This is a genomic window from Legionella genomosp. 1 (assembly GCF_900640215.1).
Taxonomy (GTDB): domain Bacteria; phylum Pseudomonadota; class Gammaproteobacteria; order Legionellales; family Legionellaceae; genus Legionella_C; species Legionella_C quinlivanii_A.
This window is the reverse complement of record NZ_CAAAJH010000011.1, coordinates 58391-78992: the sequence shown is the minus strand read 5'-3', so window position 1 is coordinate 78992 and position 20602 is coordinate 58391. Positions and strand designations below refer to the sequence as shown.

The window sequence follows — 20602 nt, the reverse complement described above, 5'->3', positions numbered from 1 at the left end:
GTAATTGAGGTAATATAGCCGCTCTTAATGGCTCAGACATGTTCAAAGATGCGATTTAATCACTCTGTAAAAAATGACCGTATCGAATCACGAATGCATCTTTTTCGTCTTAACCTTTTGATCGCTCTGGTTATTTGCTTCACCATTATTCTGATTTCCCGACTGGCTTATCTACAGTTATCCCAGTTTAAACGCTATGAAACTCTCTCGCTGAAAAATCAGATGAGTATCATACCAATCGCCCCTCCGCGGGGCATAATCCTCGATAGAAACGGCGTGGTTCTCGCTGAAAATGTTCCTGTTTATGTACTGGAAATTATTCCCGAGCGGGTGAAAAATATGCAGGTGACGCTAAGGCAATTGCAAGCCCTGCTTCCTTCAATTTCAGATGATGATATTGAAAGCTTCAAAAAAGCGCGAGCTCAGAATCGCTCGTTTGTGCCTGTCCCAATTAAATTAAAACTGACTCAGGAAGAAGTTGCTCTGTTTGCAACACATCAGCATCAATTTGATGGCGTTAGCATTAAAGCACGGTTAATGCGTTATTACCCATTGGGAGAAATGACCGCTCATCTGTTAGGTTATGTTGGGAGAATCAATGTTCAGGAGTTGCAGCGTGTGGATCCAACCAATTACCGCGCAACCAATTTTATTGGTAAGTCCGGTATTGAAAAATACTACGAAACGCTTTTGCATGGTCAGGTGGGCTATCAGCAGGTTGAGACGGATGTGAGCGGGCGAACACTTCGAGTGGTCAGTAAACAAAATCCAATTTCGGGGGAAAAGCTATACCTCACTATTGATACAAGGCTTCAGCGAGTGGCTTATGAAGCATTGCAGGATAAGCGCGGCGCAGTCGTAGCTATTAATCCTCATAATGGGGATATTTTGGCCATGGTCAGCTCCCCAAGCTATGATCCCAATCTATTTGTAAACGGCATTCGCTCTGAAGACTACCAAAGGCTTTCAACTGCCAAGGATAGACCCTTATACAACCGTGCAGTCAGAGGCCTTTATCCACCAGCTTCCACAATTAAACCTTTTATCGCGCTGGCTGGTTTGGAAAAAGGGGTCGTGGATACAAATTACAGTGTTTATGATCCGGGCTGGTTTAAGTTACCCGGGGTCAGCCATTCCTATCGCGACTGGAAAAAAACAGGGCATGGTATCATTAATATCAAGCGCGCTATTACCGTTTCCTGCGATACCTACTTTTATCAGCTCGGGCATCGAATGGGTATCGCCTCCATTGAAGATATGCTTACTCAGTTTGGTTATGGGCAACTAACTCATGTCGACTTGCATGAAGAAGCGCCAGGTCTTGTTCCTAACAATCGCTGGAAAAGACGAAGTAAGGGATTGCCCTGGTACCCCGGGGACACATTAATCACAGCAATAGGTCAGGGCTTTATGCTAGCCTCTCCTTTGCAGATAGCCAATGCGACAGCGGCGATGAGCCAGAAAGGCATTCGCTATCGCCCCCATTTAATGGCCAAGTCAATCCAAAGTGATCGCGAAGAAACCCATCCTTATAAGCCGCTCGAAGAATACCCTATCAAATTAAAAGATGATAATTACTGGAACATCATTTCAGATGCCATGCATTCCGTCATTACTAACAATGAGGGAACCGGATATCGATTCGGACGCAATGCGCCCTATTCTGTAGCTGCTAAAACAGGTACTGCTCAAGTATTCAGTCTCCCTCAGAATGAGAAAAAAAGGCTTGGAGAAATCCCGGAATATTTACGCGATCATTCACTATTTATAGCCTTTGCCCCGGTGGAGAACCCGGAGATTGCCATCGCAGTAATTGTTGAGAATGATACAGCCGCATCTGGAGTGGCCAGAAAGGTGCTTGATGCCTATTTTCAACTTCAAAACGGAAAAGACCCCTCATGAATACACAGCCAATGCGTCCGGTTTACCGTTTTACCTCGAAATCATTGCATGTTGACTGGCCCTTGCTAGTCCTCATTTTATCCATTGTCATGTTTGGAATGCTGATTCTGTACAGCGCATCCAATCAGGATATGAGTATGATCATGCGCCAGGGAATGCGTCTTTTCTTTGCTTTTGGAATTATGCTGATTTTTGCAGCAATTCCGCCTCATAAATACAAAATCTGGACGCCCTGGATTTATTGTGTGGGTCTGGCATTGCTTCTTGCAGTAATGGTGATGGGAAAAATTGGTAAAGGAGCCCAGCGCTGGCTTGATTTGGGTGTATTTCGCTTTCAACCTTCGGAAATTATGAAATTAGCCATCCCCATGATGACCGCCTGGTATCTGGATAGAAAGCCAGTTCCTATTAATATGAAAACCCTTATTATTGCCTCCATCATGATTTTCTTTCCAGCGTTGCTAATTGCCAAGCAGCCCGACTTAGGTACAGCAATCATGGTAGTTTCTGCTGGACTAAGCGCAATTTTTCTCGCAGGAATTCGGCTTCGTATTATTATGATTGCTGTCATTCTTATTGGTTCTGCAGCCCCACTGCTCTGGCATGTTATGCATGACTATCAGAAACAGCGGATCCTGACCTTATTAAACCCGGAGCATGATCCATTAGGTTCGGGTTATCACATTATCCAGTCGAAAATTGCTATTGGTTCAGGAGGATTATTCGGGAAAGGCTGGCTTGAAGGCAGTCAGTCACATCTGAACTTCCTTCCCGAACATGCCACTGATTTTATTTTTGCCGTTTGCGGTGAAGAATTCGGATTTCTTGGCAGCCTTGCGCTAATCATTTTATTCATACTGGTGTCATTTCGCGGGTTGCAAATCGCGATACAGGCTCAAACAAGTTACACACGGTTACTGGCAGCAAGTCTTGCGATGACTTTCTTTTTATCAGCCTTTGTTAACATTGGTATGGTAATGGGAATATTGCCTGTCGTTGGCATCCCGCTCCCTCTGGTTAGTTATGGCGGCACCACGATGGTCACTTTTCTTGCCAGCTTTGGAATTTTAATGTCGATTAGCACCCATCGAATTTTATTTAATAACTTGCGATGAGTAACCTGGCTACGGCTCCAGCGTTACTCACTCAATTATCAGGCCTCGGCCGCGGCTACCGGTGAATAGGAGCGTCGATGAATGGGGCATGGGCCCAATTTTTCCAAGGCGTTTCGATGCATTTCGGTTGCATAACCTTTATGGATGGCAAATCCATAGCCAGGATAAAGGCTATCCAGTTCAATCATTTCTTTATCGCGCGCCACTTTTGCCAAAATTGAGGCTGCACCAATTTCGTAAATGAGTAAATCACCTTTAACCACTGTTTCACAGGGCATGGAAATCAAGGGCCGATGTTTACCATCAATCAAAACCTTATCGGGTATGACATTTAATGCTTCAATCGCGCGCTTCATTGCTAACAGCGTTGCCTGATGAATATTAAATCGATCAATTTCACCAACCTCCGCGCGCCCGTAGGCAAAGCAAATAGCATAATCCTGAATTTTTTTTGCCAAATCCTCTCGTTTAGCGGGAGTCAGCTTTTTTGAGTCAGTGATCCCGTCAATGGGATGCCTGAGGATGACAGCCGCCGTCACCACGGGCCCCGCGAGTGGGCCGCGCCCAACCTCGTCTACACCGGCGATATTCATAATCATCATATTCTTATTATTGACCAGGAGGCAGATAATACCCTTTTAAAATTGATTTATCATCCAGGAAATGCGATCATAGCTGCAAATTTTTCAGGTTTTATATGTTGTATGCGAGTCTTAAAATGTGCTGTTATAGGAGTTGGGTATCTGGGTCGCTTTCATGCTCAGAAATATAAACTGTTACCGGATGCTGAATTAGTCGCTGTCTGCGATGCCAATCCAGCGACCTGTGAAGCGGTAGCCAGCGAGCTCGAAGTGAGCGCCTGCCATAATTATCGTGAGTTATTTGGCAAAGTTGAAGCTGTCAGTATTGCTGCGACAACCAATCAGCATTATGAAATTGCTAAAGAATTTCTAAAACAAGGCATTCATGTTTTAATCGAAAAACCAATTACTGAAACTGTTGAGCAAGCCGATGAGTTAATTCAGCTTGCCGCTCATCATCGAGCCAAGATACAGGTAGGCCATCTGGAACGTTTTAATTCTGCCCGTATGGCTCTTGATGAGTATCTTGATAATCCACTGTTCATTGAATCACAGCGTTTGGCCCCATTTAACCTGCGCGGCACGGATGTGAATGTGATTCTTGATGTAATGATCCATGATATTGATATTATTCAGTCAATAGTCAGCAGCCCTATTATTCATATCGATGCTCAGGGCGCTCCCGTGCTTTCCCGCTCCACGGATATAGCCAATTCTATTGATATTGCCAATGCGCGTATTACCTTTGCCAATCAATGTGTGGCAAATGTAACAGCAAGCCGAATTAGCTTTAAAACTGAGCGCAAAACCCGCATATTCCAGCAGGATTCCTATTTATCCATCGATTATCACAACAAGCAATTTGCTGTTTTCAAAAAAGGGGATGGGGAGATGTTTCCTGGTATTCCGAATATTGTCCGACATGAATCTGTTTTTGAAAAAAGCGATGCTTTACTTGAAGAGATCAAGGCGTTCGTCTACTGTGTCCTCAATGACACTAAACCACTGGTATGTGGTCAGCAAGGGCGCGATGTCCTATCAACAGCGGCAACTATTACGAGCCTGATACAGAACAATCTCGCCAGCCGTCATGCTCACATCTAAAAAACTGGTGATCATTGCTGGCGAAGAATCAGGGGATGTGCATGCAGCGGAATTAGTTCGCCGTTTGCTAAATAAGGATCCTGACCTGCAGTTCAGTGGTATTGGCGGACGGCATATGCAGGAAGCTGGTGTTTTTCTGGTAAATGATCTGGCCCGTTATGCCGTGACTGGCCTCACTGAAGTATTAAAACACATCCGTGTAATCAAAAAGGCATTTAAAGAGATCAAAACACATCTGGAAAAAAATCCGCCTGACTTGTTAATTCTGGTTGACTATCCTGGTTTTAATCTACGCCTTGCCCGCTTTGCGAAACAGCAACTGAACCTTAAAATCATTTACTATATCAGCCCCCAGATTTGGGCATGGAAACCCAAGCGCATTCATACGATTAAAGCTTGCGTTGATAAGATGGCAGTTATTTTACCTTTTGAGAAAACACTTTATCAGCAAGCCGGTGTACCGGTTTCTTTTGTAGGTCATCCGCTGGTAAAGAAAATCCCCCATTTCGAGAATTCCGAATCCTTGCGCCAAACCTTGAATTTACCAGCCAATCGCAAGCTGGTAGCCTTGCTGCCGGGAAGCCGGCTCAATGAAATTAATCACCACATGCCAGTTTTTGTGCAAACCATTCAACAGCTTAACAGGATAAGAAGCGATTTACATTTTGTCATCCCCATTGCCAAAACCTTAAACTCAGAGCGGGTCAGACAGTATGTTCCGGCTGGAATTACGAATATCAGCTTTTTAAATGGCCAATCCCTCGAGGCTGCGGCCTGCAGCGATTGTGTAGTCGTGGCCTCAGGAACCGCTTCATTAGAAACCGCACTATTGAAAAAGCCCATGTGCATTGTTTATAAGGGAAATCTCTTATCGTATCTTGTTGCCATGAAGGTAATCAGAGTGAAGTATTTTGGTTTATGTAATTTGCTCACAAACAAGATGGTTGCTCCCGAATTATTACAATATGATTTCAATGTGCATGAGCTTGCCAAAATGATTGAGAACTTGCTTGATGATCAGGCCTTTACTCAACGCATGCTCAGACAATTGCATGAAATGAAAGTCTCTCTCTCTACCGAGGCTGCAGATGAATCTATCGATGAGCTGGTACTTAACGAACTATCTTCATAACTGCGTTTTCAGCGCCAGCCGATTTGCAATTAACTCATTTTCCGTCTAGTCTTAATTTGTTACATCTGCTTATTCTTTATTCATACCAGGGAGGTTCAAATGAATAGCGATATTTTTGAAGGAAAATGGGAAGAAATCAAAGGTAAAATGAAACAAGCCTGGGGTAAATTGACTGATGATGATTTTGATGTCATCGAAGGTAATCAGCAAGAAATTTACGGAAAACTGCAAAAACATTATGGCTACACTAAAGAACAGGCCGAAGATGCAGTCAAACGATTCAGAAAAGATTATTCCGACAATTTATAGCAATCAGTATGCCTGGCCTTGGGTCAGGCATACTGTCAATTTTACTTTCTTTTCGACGATTTACTGGATTTATTGCTTCTGGTACTCTCACTAACCGTGGTTTTAGGATGTTTTTTGGCAAAAGCCTCAGAAACGTATTGACCCGTTTGTGCATCTCTGTATCTTTTGTTCAATGCTAACTCCCTTTATGTAGCTATTTATATACCTTTATATAGCTATTTATATAATAGAATAGCTCTAAAATTTATCCAGTTTTGTATTAAATACCCTGTCGTGCTCGTGCAATGTTCTGGCATAACTTAAAAGAAATCCTCTCACCCAAGTTGAGAGAGGGCAAGTTCACTGTCATTAAGTTAAGAATTCTGCAATTGCATGTAGATTGGTGCCCATAACTAATGGAGCTGGCTTCTATTAGCCTTCTTGAATTACCGATGATTTATTGTATACTTCGGGCCTTTAGCAATTATAGGATTAAAAATGATCAAAAATGCTTTAGTTATTGCATTATTAGGAACTTGTGTAACTAGCAGTTCTTTCGCTTTTAATATTTTCCCTGATTTGAAATCAACCCATAGAACTCATAGCGTTCATACTAAAGTCTTAAAGAATCAAGATACTGATTATACTGATTTTTCTGGCACCTGGTCAGGGAGTTGCTCTTATAATGGAGAATCCGATGAGACAACGATTATCATCCGCAATGATGAGGTTTCCATTGAATTAGATGGTGAACAATATAGCATGGGAGCCATAAAAACCGAATCTACATCTGATAAAATGCAAAGCTTTACTTCACAAGCTGTTATTAATTGGAATCAGGAAAGAACTCAATTGAACTTATCAGGGACTATGACGGTATATGAGTATCCTGATTACCCTTACAATAGTTCTCGATCGCTCGTTACTATGCTATCCAAAGGAAGCATTGCACTTAATAACAAACAGTTGATTATTAAAGTTGAGGGAACCATTTTTGATGGTACTACACCAAGCGATCCCACGTTCACCAGTGAGTGCACTTTAGATAAAGTAAAATAATCTATTTCTTGCCTACGTCCTCGGCTTCTACGATGGACGTAGGAGTAAAGGTTAAAGCCTGAAGGATTTTCAAGTAAGATCAATATCCTGATAAATGTTCCTATAATTAAAAGAGCAATATAAAAACAGGATGACTATGCGTAGATGGATCTTTTTCATATTATTCTTCATGCTCCTGGCTCTCGTACTATTTTACTTCACCGAAATTAAACACTTGATTAAACTGGTGCAGGAGATGCACCCGGGCTGGTTATTAGCGGCATTAGCGCTGCAATTTGGGACTTATTTGCTTCTGGCTCTGGTATGGTGGTGGGCTCTTTGGTGGGTTAATGAACGGGCCAGCTATTTGTCGCTGGTATTACTGAGTATTTCCCAGCTATTCGTGAATCAGACAGTTCCATCAAGTGGTTTGAGCGGCGCAGTTGTAGTAACCAATTTTTTAAAGGCTCGAAAAATCTCTAAAAAAGCGATAGGTCTCGCTATTGCGCTCAATGTGTTCGGACGCCAGATTGCTTTTACCTTAACGTTTATGGCCGCTGTTATTATTTTATGGATATATCGCTCACCTGGCCTGACATACCAGATTCTGGGAATTCTCTTCGCTTTACTGATGTTTGTAGTCACCGGATTGTTTGTGTATTTATGGAAACTCGCTGCGGATGCGAAATTGCCAGGCCTGCTGAAACGATTTTCCGCGATTGAAACCTTATTTTCCTCAATCAGGACAATTAAACCGAGTGTTTTATTAAAATTACAAATCGTAAGCCCGGCAGTGTTGCTATTTACTGGTATCGTAATATTTGACTCTTTAACCCTATGGGTCATTCTTTATGGCTTCAATGTCGAAACCCATTTTCTTCCTGTCTTCGCAGCGCAGGTTCTTACTACCGTACTTGCCGGTGTATCCTTAATTCCCGGTGGTCTCGGTGTCTTCGAGGGCGGGCTTGTGGGTATGCTTCATTTAATAGGATTGCCTTTTGATGTTTCCTTTGCGGCCACACTACTATTTCGCGGTTTTACTTATTGGCTCCCTATGTTGCCTGGTTTTTTGATAACCCATAAACAACAAAAATGAGTAGAACAAGCTGGAATAGCGCGATAGTACAAAAAACGAATTTCCATTATCATTTATGACGTTCAGGATGAACAATAACCTCAAAAGGAATAAAAAAATGTTAGATGGAAAAACCGCTTTAAATTACCGGAAACTATTAAAGAGCTGGTTGAGCGTGTAAACCGCCCTTCTTCAAAGCTTGAGCTTCGTATTTTGTCTTTTGTCGCATCAAATATGCTCGACGCATTTAACTCCACCACGTCAATGGATTCAGCTCGTGTACAAGACCTAATTCAATTAATGGATATTTCTGATTCATTTTTCAGAAAGCGGCTTATTGAAGTGCTATTAAAGGCAATTACTTCCCAGCTGCTTATTCATAATGAATTATGGGAAGGGATATATGCAATCAAGCAAAAGTTTGGCCATCATCCGGAAATAGGCGCTGTATTGTCCGCCCAGTTTGAAAATATTTTCAATAAAATGTTTTCCTTTGCAGACAACTCATTTTCACCAAACAGCATCATTAAAATCCTTCAGGAATGCCATTTATACTTACAATTATCCATAGATGCCAATTCGCAAATTACTTTCTTAACATCGATTGAAGAAACCGCCTTTTATCCTATATTGAAAAAATTGAAAGAACATCCGGTTATTACTGCCATTAAGTCAAGGAAATTTAGTCTTTCCCGCGAAGGCGGGGCATTCCTCAATTGGCATTATAGCGAGCTTAGAGATGGATCCCCGCCTTCGCGGGGAGGACAGTTTATATACAACTGAGCTTAACTTAATGGCATTGTCTCTAACTCTCTGCCCTGAGAGGCGAGAGTACTTTAGAGAAGATCCTTAAAAAGAATGATAGAAAACCAGTCTGTATTTTCATAAAATACACCGCTCATTAAGTGACAATTCTTTATCCGCGGAGAAATTCAAATGAATGGTAGCCAACTAAATCAAATAATGAATATTGCTCAAGGCCAGGCACAAAAAAAGGAATTACCAGTTAAAACATTCTACCAGCTCCCCGACAGCCTGAAGGCCATTCAATTCAACGAAGAAGATAGCCTTGTCATTGCCATGTATAATCTTGGTCTTATTTTATCGTCACTTGAGATACATAGGAATGACCGTGTGCACAGAACCACTTTATCCGATAAGCTGAATAAGCATCTCAAGCGGGTTTTGCAATTAGATGACCCCGCCGGCGCTCTCACTATGAAACTCCTTATAGAACATCATAAGTCGCTTCCAAACAGCAAAACCACCAATGAACTTATCGAAAAACTCTTTGAACGTTCTCTGCCTCAAAGCTATTGCAGCTTGGAATTGGCAGGCGTGTTGAGCGGTATTAAAAAAAGTACGCTGCCCAATAAAGACAAGTTGATGAGAATTTACATAGATCACGCCAAGCGAGAGTATAATAAGAAAAATTTGTCAAGATACGACCTTGATTCACTAAGCCACGTCTGGGAGAAAAATGTACAATACTTTTTATCCCGTGATGATCTGCGCTGGCTAAAAACTTGCTACGAATATCCCCAATCCCCTGTTTACCAGCTGACAGGGGGCCTGATTATAGCTGAACGACAACTGAACAAATCACCCAATCAATTATATAAAGACATGTTTTATTTTACCCTCATCAGCGGTATAGCCCTTTTTTCAACAGACTTTGATAAACCAGCTAATAGGGAAGTAACCGCTTTACCTGCTTCTTCAGAAAAAGATATCAGACAATATTTTATTGCAGGTTTGTATTGTCTGTATCTTCTCTCCCTTCCTTTGCGTATGGTCAGTTCATTGATGAGCGCCTGCGGCATGTTCAAATCACAACAACCCACTCCTCTCGTCTTTCCTGGTTGGGCTTCCAGGAAGCTTGAGCGACTTGAAGAAAATAAATCCGCTGAGGGACCTGGTGCTCCATGAGGAGCTACCAACCCCCTTCATAAGGACGGTGCAGTTTTAATTCTTTTAATGAAGAACCACGATGATAATGCAAGGCCATGGTCTCCTGGTTAGTTTTCGGATCTTTAAAGCGGTGGTAGTCGATAGCAAAAAAACGATGTCGATTCCCATTCGCTTGTAGGCGATAGAAATTCAGGCCAAAACCGCCAACGCTTTTGTAACAAAGAAAAGCAACACTTATGTTTCCTCTTTTCAGGGCAGCGTAACTGGCTACAGTTGCCGTTATTACGGTGGCAACCCCTGCTGTAAATCCTTTACTCTGCTCACCAGCTTCAATGTCTTCGGACATTTTTAGTTATTTTTTAACAATTTTTTGGATTATACTTAATTAATACTTTTTACGCTATGTAGAATGGAGATACCTGTTTCATGGACCTGATGGCAAAAAAAGTAAAAGAAAAATTAATGGAGCATCTGTTTGATAACACAGCCAAAGCCATTGCATTTACATTGATTCTGGCACTACTAATTATTTTCTATTTAAATTATCAAGGCATTCCGCTAGCTCAGACCGGCTTATGGCTTGGAATTCTCTGCGCCGTATTAATCCTTCGACTTATAATCGCTATACTCGCCATTAAAAGCCCGCGGCGCAGGCAGTTCTACTACTGGAGTTTAGTCATTACCGGTTTTCTTTTAGGAGCCATGCTGGGGCATTTTTTCTGGTCATTTTACTGGGACATGTCTATTTCACAGCGTATGATTCTATTGCTTTTTTTTGCGGGGCTTGCAACGGGAAGCACTATTTCAATGGCCGCCTCACCGCTATCCTATGCCGCCTTTGTACTACCAACCTTCCTGCCAATAATTTTTCGATTTTTGATGGATTTTCATGATGATTCGCGTCTGGTTGCCATCGTTCTGATCATTTTTCTAAGTTATCTGGGTGTTATTTTCAATGCAAATAAGAAAATGCTTCGCAAAAACATTATTCTTTTAGCGCATGAGAGCGAGCTCAATAGTCAGCTGGAACAATTTAATCAGAAACTTAGTATCGTTTCGATTACTGATGAACTGACTCAACTGGCCAATCGACGGTATTTTCAGGAGCGTTTAATAGCGGACTGGATTCGGGCAAAGCGCGCTTCACTTCCCCTGACTCTGATGATCATTGATATTGACTATTTTAAAGAGTGTAATGATAACTATGGCCATCTTTATGGTGATGAATGCCTGAAAGAAATTGCGAAAGCCCTGACTGAAGTGGTAAAACGTCAAACGGATCTGGCCGCTCGCTATGGCGGGGATGAGATGGTTGTAATTTTGTACAATACCTCGCTTAATGATAGTGAGCAATTCGCCATGCGTCTTAAAGAAGCAATTGATGATCTGAATATAAAAAATGAGTACTCACCAATTTCAAAACGTTTAACTGTTTCGATTGGCGTGGCCAATACAATCCCGGCAATTGATGATGATTATGAATCTTTATTCACGAGGGCTGACAAAGCGCTTTATGAAGCCAAACTGAATGGAAGAAATTGCATTGCCGTTTCCAAATAACAATAACAAAGGCAAGAGGTAGGATGAAAAATAAAACTGCTCTAATCACCGGCGCTTCAAGTGGTATTGGTAAAGCCTGTGCGCGCTCACTAGCCAGACAAGGCGCACAATTGATCCTGGTTTCTCGCAGAAAAGAACGTCTGGCTGAACTGGCTGAGTCTTTGAAAAATGAGTTTAATACAGAGTCATTGATTATCACTCTGGATATAACCCGCAAACTGGACGTAGAATATCAATTGTCGAATCTACCCAATGAATGGAATAACATTGATATTTTAATCAATAATGCGGGATTAGCTCTGGGCAGCGATTCCATCCAGACGGGTGAAATTGAAAACTGGGAACGTATGATTGATACTAATGTTAAAGGTCTTCTCTATGTCAGCCGCTTTTTGATTCCACAAATGATCGAGAGAGAATCAGGACATATTGTAAATATTGGCTCAATTGCAGGACAGGAGTGCTATCCCAATGGTAATGTCTATTGTGCCAGCAAGCATGCAGTTCGTGCTATTACTAAATCAATGCGTCTGGATTTACTGGGTACATCAGTTCGAGTTTCAGAAATTGCCCCCGGCGCAGTAGAAACCGAGTTTAGTATTGTTCGCTGGAATGATGAGCAAAAAGCCAGGGAGTTTTATCGTGATTTCGACCCACTTCTTGCTGAAGATGTGGCTGAAGCCGTGTTGTTTTGCCTGACCAGGCCGCCCCATGTTGATATTGCAGAAATCACTATCTTGCCCAGCGTTCAAGCCTCAGCGAATTACATTAGCCGCAAAGGCAAACAGAAAACAGAATGACCAGCTATGGGCATCTGAAAGTGAATATAAAATATGGCTCATAATTTGCCTTTAATCACGACACTGGCAACAGCCCTGGGCCTGGCGCTGATTATGGGCTTTATTGCAATCAAGCTTCGCCTTCCAACCCTGGTTGGCTATTTGTTTGCAGGAATTATCATTGGCCCTTTTACGCCCGGTGTTGTCGCCAATCCGCATATAGCAGCCGAGTTTGCTGAAATTGGGGTGATGCTGCTGATGTTTGGTGTTGGACTTCATTTTTCAGTAGATGAATTACTCGAAACTCGAAAAATCGCCTTGCCTGGCGCTTTACTGCAAATTCTGGTCGCCAGCTGCCTTGGTGCGACTGTTTCCTATTTTTGGGGATGGAACCTTAGTCATTCAATTGTATTTGGCTTAGCCTTATCTGTTGCAAGCACTGTAGTCCTAATCAAAGCCCTGGAAGCTCAAAGTCTACTTGGCACAATTAATGGCCAGATTGCCGTTGGCTGGCTGATAGTTGAAGATATCGCAATGGTGCTCGCTCTTGTTTTTCTGCCCTTTATCGCCCTTTGGTCAGGTACATCCGAACTGGGATCATCCGATAAAAATCTTTGGCTTACTCTCGGAGGAACCATTTTAAAAATTTCATCCTTCGTGGCAATCATGCTGCTTATTGGCAGATGGGGATTACCCAGATTATTGTGGCAGATTACCAAAACAGGCTCTCGTGAACTCTTTACCCTCTGTATCATTGCTGTGGCAGTAAGCATTGCATTTTTGGCTGCGAAGCTGTTTGACATTTCATTTGCACTCGGCGCTTTTTTTGCAGGAATGATTCTAAGAGAATCACGATTCAGCCGCCGTGCCGCGGAAGAATCCTTACCCTTCAGAGATGCTTTTGCCGTTTTATTTTTTGTTTCTGTGGGAATGTTATTTAATCCCTCTATTTTTATTGAACAACCTTTTCGAGTACTTATTGTTGTATTGATTATCGTACTGGGAAAATCAATAGCCGCTGCTATTCTTGTACTTTCACTTCGTTATCCTCTCAACACTGCACTCACTGTTTCAGCCAGTCTGGCACAAATTGGGGAGTTTTCATTTATCCTCGCAGGTCAGGGTGTTCAATTGAAACTGCTCCCGGAAGATGGCCAGGCATTAATACTCGCAGGCGCTCTAATCTCAATAGCGCTGAACCCGCTTTTATTCAAATCGGTCGAAACTCTTCAGTTCTGGCTCAATTCTTCACCTTTTTTAATGCGTTTTTTTCGGCGCTCAGCAGATCCCTTAACTGAGCTGCCTCTCAGCACCCAGGAAAAATATCCTTCAGAACATCTGGTATTGATAGGATATGGCCGCGTGGGAAAACGGATTGGTGAAATTTTAACTGCTCGACATATTCCCTACGTCGTTGTAGAGCAAAACCGCGAGTTAATCGAAGATATCAGAAGCCAGAATATATCTGCGGTATTTGGGAATGCCTCTAATCCCTCCACTTTAATTCAGGCTCATGTAGCACGGGCTGCCATGCTGGTTGTTGCCACTTCTGATCCTTTCAATATTCGGCAAATGGCTGATATCGCCACGAAATTGAATTCAAAGATCGAGCTTGCTATTCGAGTTGAAAATGAAGATGACAAAAACATGCTCGCCAAAGAAATTGACGCTGAATATTATTTGAGTGAAGAAGAACTGGCCAAAGGCATGGGTAAGCATATATTAAGCAGGTTTGAAAAGCCTCAATGATTTCTCTGCAAGGTTTAGTTAGACAGTTACCCTACTAAGTTAAGCTCAATGTATATTAAACTGTCCTCCCCGCGAAGGCGGGGAACCATCTCTGAGCTAGCTATAATACCAATTGAGGAATGGATTCCCTCATTCGCAGGAAGGACATAATTCCTTAACTTAATGGCAGTGACGCCAGGCGGAAATTAGAGAAGCCAATTATGATTTTTTGAGCTGATCTACTTCTTTTTGCAGCTGGGCTATTTGCTGCTGTAATCCGGTTTGCACTTGCTGCAGTTGATCCTGAGATTGGGTATTCATTTTTTGAATTTCATCTTCCAGTTTATTCTGCATTTCTTTTAGCTGTGCCTGCATCTGATTGTTTAAAGTGGTGATCTGCGTATTGTTCTGATCCTGCATTTGTTTCAACTGTCCTTGAATTTGCGTATTCAAGGATTGAACATCGGCAGGTGTATTGTCAGCCCAGGCGTTAACAGAAATCAAGGCAGTAAGTAGCACAGCAGCTTTTAAAGTCGTCATAATTATCCCTAAAAAATGTTCATCCCTGCTACTTTAACTCATAAGATCGTTTTTTTGAACTGTAGATGGTGATCCTTCTTGTGAAGAAGTATGTCTTCTTCTTAGATCAAAGCTATAACTTCCTTCGTCTTGCTTAGGATTGAAGGATTCCTGAGATTGCTCATCCAATGACCTGGGCTGCTTCCTTTTAATATGCTTTAAAAGCTTGCCATAAGAAGCCTCGGTCTTCTCAATAACAGCCCGCGGATCAGCAGTGGTCACATCTTTAACCGCCCTTACTGGGTAGAGGGCCTCTCCTGTGTAGCGCATAGACTTATGTGTCGAAGCAAAAAAGCGATGGGTTGCATGACCTGGTTTGGCACCAAAGAGTCCGGCAATACGGGCAATACCCATCTCGGCAGTGTATACAAATGATTTAATAATAGAACTAAATCCACTATAGAACAGGAAAACTATTGAGCTCGAGAACGTTATCAATCGAGTGAGGTCTTTTTTGGTTTTATCGAATAAATCTCCCCCGGCTCTCTTCATAGGTTCCCAGGGGTGAGGTTTTTCAACAGCCCAGGCCGCCAGGCTTAAAATGATAGACCAGCCAAAACGACTAACGGCCGGAATATAGCTTAGAGGAATTGAAAACAGTTGAAACGCAATGGATGGATAGGCTGTTTCAGGATACAAGATTTTCTTCAGAGCACGACTATCTTCCCTGGAAAAGTGCTTGTCAATTTGCCTGGATAAGGCAAAAAGATGTTTTGAGTCCATTTTTGGAATATCATCCGCATTGGACGATAGCCAGTAAGCCAGCAAAAATCGATCAATAGTTGGTTTGTTACTTGCATAATATTGTTCAACAAAACCTTTGATGTCATCGGGAGTGAGTTCAAGTTGTTTTGATCTCACTCGTTCTCCATACTCAGCGATTAATGCTTCATAAAATAAAACAGCAATTTTGGCGCCGACAAAGGGATATCCGGCATGCGGATTATTACCCAGATCTTCCAGCACCCTTTTACTAATCCAGGGTATGGGGTGTCCGGCAATACCATTCGCCAATACATAGCCAATACCATAAGCAGCAGCACAATACGCTGCAATCGTTAATGGATCTTCACCAAACTGATAGACAGCATTTGCCGCCTGACTATTATAGCCGTCCGTCAATGCATTCCAGCCTGCCGCGAGGACCTGAGCCTGAGTACATCCACCGCCGATTGTGGCAGCGAGCTTTGAAGCGCCTAGTGAATAGGAAAAATGACTGAACCAGTTAACATAATTCGCACCAAAAATAGCAGTACTTACACCTGGCAAATAAATCACTGCAGCCCCAACTCCATAGGCGCATGTGAAAATTACACCGGAAACTGGATCTTTTGCAAAACCGTGAGTGAAAAAGCTGCTGAATCCATTAAGTCCTCTGGCAACCGCTGTAAGAATATCATTCTGCTCACCGGAGGTTAGCGGATAATCCGCCTCTGCAAACAAACTATCTGCGCTAAACTTAAGTTCAGTGTCTACTTTGCAACGTTTCAAAAGCTGGTTTAATCGTTCTTCCTCTATTGTTTTAATTGTTTCACATTCTGCCTGAGCAGCGGCCAGGGTGTCGCTCAATTCAGGTATTTCCGAGGTGGCTTTCCAATCTTCAAGCATGGCAGCGGGTAAACGAAATACCAGGCTGCTTCCGAAATCCTTAATTCCGCTAAAAATATCCCCTATCGCATAACCCACTTGCTTTATAAAATTCCAGGGATTTACCCAAAGAGGTTGATTGGGTTTTGCATGGGCACGAAGCTCTGCTGCTGCCAAATGAAAATTTTTATTTTTCCAGCTTTCTTCTTCCCAGTTTCTGGTGGGTAACACGAAACTTTTAATGAAATTTAAAAGAAAATAACCGAGACTTTTTAACTGCGGAACGATACCGCGATGGGCTTTCCAGCGGGTTGCGGTAATAGTATCAAGTTCTTCGACATCTTTTGAATTGCTGACTTTTGGAGACTGTCCTTTTTTAAGCTCCAATTTATCCCATCCTTCAATGAAGCTTACTGCGAGTAATACCTGTCGTTCACGAGCAGGTGTTAACTCCTCAAGATTAAAGTCATAGGTTACCGCTTGATCTTTATCGAGAGCGAAATCACCATGATGAGAAGGATTGACGGGGTTACGCAGATCGGGTAAATGATCATCCAGTTCTTTTCGTGCATCTTCAATAAAATCGTTTAAATTACCGCGGGTCAATGCAAAAAAACGTTTATTACTAAAACTAAGATCCTGATTGATCCCCTGTAATTCATATAAATTCTGATGCATTTGCTGCTTGATAAATTCCAGAATCGACTCACGACCTCGTCCACGATTAAAACGTCGAAGATTCTCAGCATTTTTTTGAATTTTTTGAGAAAAATCCTGAGCTCTTTGTATATCCTCCTGCAGATCCTCTCTCAACTGCCTCAAAGTCCTGTCATCAAATCCAGGACAATCCACCTCGGAAAAATAAGCGTCCAACTCATTGCTGATTTGTTGCAGTTTTTGAATATATCGCTCGAAATATTTATTGATTTTTTTAGCGGAATTATCTCGATTAACCAGCGACTCAAGATCCTGCATCGCTTCAAATCTATCCTGATATAAATCAAGTAAAGCAAGCTTCATACCCAGTGAATTGCTTGCCATACCCTTGGCCGCCTGCTCATGAGCCACAATGCGATACTGCCCCAAGGAACCAATGATTTTACTGGTCAGGGAATGGGTTTTAATAATACCCCAACGGGTTGCCTGTTTAATTTTTTCGGCCGAGCTTTTCCATAAAACGGAATGCTCATGGCCGTTTTGTTTTACAAAAATTACCTGGCCATTGCTTTCAGGTCGAGTAAAAATTTGCTTTTGGAAAATGTCCTTACGCTTTGCTGCCGCGACAGATGGTATGGAAGAGTCTTGAGGAAGAGACAGTTGGCTACTCTGACTGTCTAAATAAAACTCTTTAATTCTTTTACCTTTATATTGTTTAAGCAGTTTCTTTGCACTTAATGGATAGGGCATACAGGCTCTGTCGTTCAAAATTTAATAATAGTCATTGATTAATTATACGCATGTTATATTAAGCCAAACTTAAGAAAAAGAAATAGGTCTGTACAATGCCAGGCCTGCTCTAAGAAACACTCCCTGCGTTCTTATGTGTATAAGACCCCCAGGTTCTGGGATTTATTCCGCAGAATCCAGTAGTCTTTCTGGATTTAAACCATTCTATTAATATCAGAAAATTTCTGTTAGCATCCCAGTTTTTTATGTAACTCCTCAGGTTGTGGATAACCTTGATTTAATTCAATCAAATCGTCTCAACGTCATCCTGAACGAAGTGAAGGATCTCCTGAATTTGGCTCAGCTCTATGCAGTTTGAGATCCTTCGCTACGCTCAGGATGGAGTACCTGGGGGAGTTACGTTTTTATTGGTATAAACCAGAATGGAAATTAATAAAAACAAGATTTGGTTTCTACAGATAGCACGGGTGGTCGCTTGTTTATTAGTGGTTTATACCCATTGGTACGGACTTCTGACAAATACCAATGAATTGGTTCGTTTCCTGTTTCCCAATAGCCAGCCGCATTTTCCCACAGCTTCAATTACTGAATATCTGGGAATATTCACCACTGCCTTAGGACTAAATTTTTTTTCCAGCGTTCATTTTGGCCTGGGTCTTTTTTTTATACTAAGCGGCTACGTCATTCCCCTTTCTCTGAAAAAAACCAATCCCCTTTCCTATCTGATCCGTAGATTATTTCGCATTTATCCTACTGCTATTGTCTGTATGATTCTGGCTGCTGTGGCAATGTTATTAGCAGGCTGCTGCCTCGGCTCTGCACCTTTTAATTTTTTAAAATTTAAAGTGGTAATCAGCAATTTGCTGTTAATTAGAGACTTGATCAATGTCCAGTTTATTGAGTATTCCACCTGGACGCTGGAAATTGAAATGCATTTTTATATAATCTTCTTCTTATTTTTTTATTATAAAAAAGAAAAAAACCCTTTAAGTTTTATTATCCTGACGGCGTTGTTGGTTGTTATCTACAAACTGACTTGCACCACTCCACCGCCCCACGGCTGGGTCTTACGTGTGCAGCGTTTCGTGTCAATTAATTCAGCTTATTTAAGTTTTATGTTTATTGGTACAACAATATATTACACCTTAAGCAAACAATGGACTTATATCACCGGCCTTTTGACTGCGGCTGTATTATTAATTTTAAACTATATCTCTCTCCATACAGGTCCTCAATTTGACGCTAGTGGCAGCCGAATATTCATAAACCACCTCTATGTTTTACCTTTTTTCCTGATTTTATATGCCAGTAATTCCCGTTTGCCATTTAGTAAAACCTTAAATCGTATCGCTAATTTCTCCTATCCACTTTATCTGACCCATGGATTTGTTGGTTACAGTTTGTATTTAATCTGCCTGGTGTTTACTCAAAGCATATTGTTTTCAGCGATTTTTGCATTCAGCCTGGTGTTATGGTTGGCGACTCTGATTCATAGAAAGGTCGAAAATAGAGGAATTGAATATTCTAAAGAACTGCTCCAGAAAATAGAGGGGCGCGGAGATAAAGAGGTTGTTTTTGCATAATCTATCAATTTAGAGCGCATTATCAATGCGCTTTAAATCTGGGAACTGATGTTATGCAGATTCCATACACAGGACAGACTTCCTGATTTCCGAAATGCAGCGGCCATTCCAGATATAATCATAATGGCCAGCCTGTACCGGAATGCTAAGAGCCGGTGGTCGAAAAATCGCCACACATTTTCCCCCTGCTCTTCTGGCACTTGGATACAAAATGCCCCACTCATTCTTGAGTTTGATGCGTCGCCCAAACTCCTGGCTTTTAGCATAAGACTCCAGCGCCGGGCTACAAATCGGTGCGTAACGATCGTCGCAAATGCTGACCAGTGCCCTGGTTACTTTTGCCTGATATTCACGCATTTGAATAATACAGGCATTTTCGTTGGATGCTTTGAGAAAGATTTCCCGGTGAAATCTTGTTTCAGCAATAGCTGTTTCGACCGAGTCAGCTGCATAATATACTCCGTATGAAGAGCCATCGCTAAACCGGGAAACGCCAAAATGAGTAAAAGCAGCCATTAACGGTGTAGACCCAGGACCATATACCCACTCATCTTTAGGCAGCAAGGAGAGCCGTCCGTATTCCTCCGCCAGACGATCATTGGTGAGTCCCTCAAGAAGCGCAATCTCCTCCAGCTCTTCTGCACTTTCTGCCCAGTCAAATAAACTAACGGGCGGATATCTTGAAGGGATTAGTCGATGCGTTTTAGCCTTATAATCAATATACTCATAATCCATTAATATCCTCGCCAATAATCAAGAAAGCGCCTTACGTCTGCAAGACGCAGCAAACTGCCGTCCAGCATAAATTCTCTTGGTGTCTTGCCATTAAATGGCGGTAAACTGTTAGCCCGTTCGATCCATGACGTCGCCTGTTCGCTATCAATAAACAAGATTCTCAAATCTTTATAAATTCCCAGGAGTAATGAAATCCGCTCTTTTTCATCTTTGGACAAACGTCCTTCCAACTTGTTTATCCCTTTATAATAAGTTGAAGCGGCCATATCACCCATTAAAGTACGGGCCTCATCAGTATCAAAATGGAATCGCTCCATTAGATTCTTTAATGATTTCCAGGCTACGCCATCAGAAATGATTACAGCAGGATTAACAGAGACTTTCATGAAATTCTCCACTTGTTCCAGTCTTGCCCATAATCTTATTCATACACAAGACCATTTCTTATTATTTTAGAATAAATTCTAAAATTAGACAAGCAATCCTCTTGCATCCCTA

Annotated in this window: 19 protein-coding genes; 13 read left to right on the top strand and 6 right to left on the bottom strand. The window is 41.9% G+C overall.

The genetic code is table 11. The annotated features are described in order from the left end of the window. The first annotated feature begins 48 nt into the window (after positions 1 to 48). Both mrdA and rodA read left to right on the top strand, forming a co-directional pair. A complete protein-coding gene (gene mrdA / locus E1O89_RS11025) occupies positions 49 to 1902 on the top strand; it encodes a penicillin-binding protein 2 (RefSeq protein WP_133140203.1) in 1854 nt (617 codons plus the stop codon). Continuing rightward, positions 1899 to 3017, top strand: a complete 1119-nt coding sequence (rodA, locus tag E1O89_RS11020; protein ID WP_133140202.1) for a rod shape-determining protein RodA — start codon at positions 1899 to 1901, stop codon at positions 3015 to 3017. Before mrdA ends, rodA begins: the two co-directional genes overlap by 4 nt. Before the next feature lie 38 nt (positions 3018 to 3055). On the opposite strand, the gene rnhB is transcribed toward rodA, so the two are convergent. Continuing rightward, positions 3056 to 3610: a ribonuclease HII gene (gene rnhB / locus E1O89_RS11015; RefSeq protein WP_133140234.1), complete on the bottom strand. Its 555-nt coding sequence runs from the start codon at positions 3608 to 3610 to the stop codon at positions 3056 to 3058. Between the two features lie 111 nt (positions 3611 to 3721). Here rnhB and E1O89_RS11010 point away from each other — a divergent pair, with 111 nt between their 5' ends. The 7 genes from E1O89_RS11010 (at position 3722) to E1O89_RS10975 (ending at position 10164) form a co-directional block, all read left to right on the top strand. Next, positions 3722 to 4702 (top strand): Gfo/Idh/MocA family protein, encoded by a 981-nt coding sequence (locus tag E1O89_RS11010; protein WP_133140201.1) that lies wholly within the window; start codon positions 3722 to 3724, stop codon positions 4700 to 4702. Beyond that, positions 4689 to 5834 (top strand): lipid-A-disaccharide synthase, encoded by a 1146-nt coding sequence (gene lpxB, locus E1O89_RS11005; protein ID WP_133140200.1) that lies wholly within the window; start codon positions 4689 to 4691, stop codon positions 5832 to 5834. Before E1O89_RS11010 ends, lpxB begins: the two co-directional genes overlap by 14 nt. A gap of 99 nt (positions 5835 to 5933) precedes the next feature. Further along, the gene (locus E1O89_RS11000) at positions 5934 to 6143 is read left to right on the top strand and encodes a CsbD family protein (RefSeq protein WP_133140199.1); all 210 of its coding nucleotides are present in this window, start codon (positions 5934 to 5936) and stop codon (positions 6141 to 6143) included. Between the two features lie 477 nt (positions 6144 to 6620). After that, complete coding sequence (locus E1O89_RS10990) at positions 6621 to 7181, top strand: hypothetical protein (protein WP_133140197.1); 561 nt, start codon at positions 6621 to 6623, stop codon at positions 7179 to 7181. A 136-nt stretch (positions 7182 to 7317) separates the two neighbouring features. After that, complete coding sequence (locus E1O89_RS10985; RefSeq protein WP_165483138.1) at positions 7318 to 8256, top strand: YbhN family protein; 939 nt, start codon at positions 7318 to 7320, stop codon at positions 8254 to 8256. 213 nt (positions 8257 to 8469) lie between these two features. After that, complete coding sequence (locus E1O89_RS10980) at positions 8470 to 9018, top strand: hypothetical protein (protein ID WP_133140195.1); 549 nt, start codon at positions 8470 to 8472, stop codon at positions 9016 to 9018. A 153-nt stretch (positions 9019 to 9171) separates the two neighbouring features. After that, the gene (locus tag E1O89_RS10975; RefSeq protein WP_133140194.1) at positions 9172 to 10164 is read left to right on the top strand and encodes a hypothetical protein; all 993 of its coding nucleotides are present in this window, start codon (positions 9172 to 9174) and stop codon (positions 10162 to 10164) included. Between the two features lie 4 nt (positions 10165 to 10168). Here E1O89_RS10975 and E1O89_RS10970 read toward each other — a convergent pair whose 3' ends face one another. Continuing rightward, complete coding sequence (locus E1O89_RS10970; RefSeq protein ID WP_133140193.1) at positions 10169 to 10492, bottom strand: hypothetical protein; 324 nt, start codon at positions 10490 to 10492, stop codon at positions 10169 to 10171. Positions 10493 to 10581: 89 nt separating this feature from the next. On the opposite strand from E1O89_RS10970, the gene E1O89_RS10965 reads away from it, so the two are divergent. The 3 genes from E1O89_RS10965 to E1O89_RS10955 are packed head-to-tail and all read left to right on the top strand — an operon-like array spanning position 10582 to position 14234. Further along, entirely contained in the window at positions 10582 to 11706 is a 1125-nt protein-coding gene (locus E1O89_RS10965; RefSeq protein WP_165483137.1) for a GGDEF domain-containing protein, read from the top strand. Between the two features lie 23 nt (positions 11707 to 11729). After that, complete coding sequence (locus E1O89_RS10960) at positions 11730 to 12506, top strand: SDR family NAD(P)-dependent oxidoreductase (protein ID WP_133140191.1); 777 nt, start codon at positions 11730 to 11732, stop codon at positions 12504 to 12506. A gap of 33 nt (positions 12507 to 12539) precedes the next feature. Further along, entirely contained in the window at positions 12540 to 14234 is a 1695-nt protein-coding gene (locus E1O89_RS10955) for a cation:proton antiporter (RefSeq protein ID WP_133140190.1), read from the top strand. A 198-nt stretch (positions 14235 to 14432) separates the two neighbouring features. Here E1O89_RS10955 and E1O89_RS10950 read toward each other — a convergent pair whose 3' ends face one another. After that, positions 14433 to 14753, bottom strand: coding sequence for a hypothetical protein (locus E1O89_RS10950; protein WP_112219609.1), 321 nt, complete (start codon positions 14751 to 14753; stop codon positions 14433 to 14435). A 33-nt stretch (positions 14754 to 14786) separates the two neighbouring features. Next, positions 14787 to 17786: a hypothetical protein gene (locus tag E1O89_RS10945; protein WP_133140189.1), complete on the bottom strand. Its 3000-nt coding sequence runs from the start codon at positions 17784 to 17786 to the stop codon at positions 14787 to 14789. A 422-nt stretch (positions 17787 to 18208) separates the two neighbouring features. Here E1O89_RS10945 and E1O89_RS10940 point away from each other — a divergent pair, with 422 nt between their 5' ends. Then, positions 18209 to 19369, top strand: coding sequence for an acyltransferase family protein (locus E1O89_RS10940; protein ID WP_133140188.1), 1161 nt, complete (start codon positions 18209 to 18211; stop codon positions 19367 to 19369). Positions 19370 to 19420: 51 nt separating this feature from the next. Here E1O89_RS10940 and E1O89_RS10935 read toward each other — a convergent pair whose 3' ends face one another. After that, positions 19421 to 20104 (bottom strand): RES family NAD+ phosphorylase, encoded by a 684-nt coding sequence (locus E1O89_RS10935; RefSeq protein WP_133140187.1) that lies wholly within the window; start codon positions 20102 to 20104, stop codon positions 19421 to 19423. Then, positions 20104 to 20490 carry an antitoxin Xre-like helix-turn-helix domain-containing protein gene (locus E1O89_RS10930; RefSeq protein WP_133140186.1) on the bottom strand — a complete coding sequence of 129 codons (387 nt, stop codon included), beginning with the start codon at positions 20488 to 20490 and terminating at the stop codon, positions 20104 to 20106. The genes E1O89_RS10935 and E1O89_RS10930 overlap by 1 nt, the downstream gene beginning before the upstream one ends. Positions 20491 to 20602: the final 112 nt, after the last annotated feature.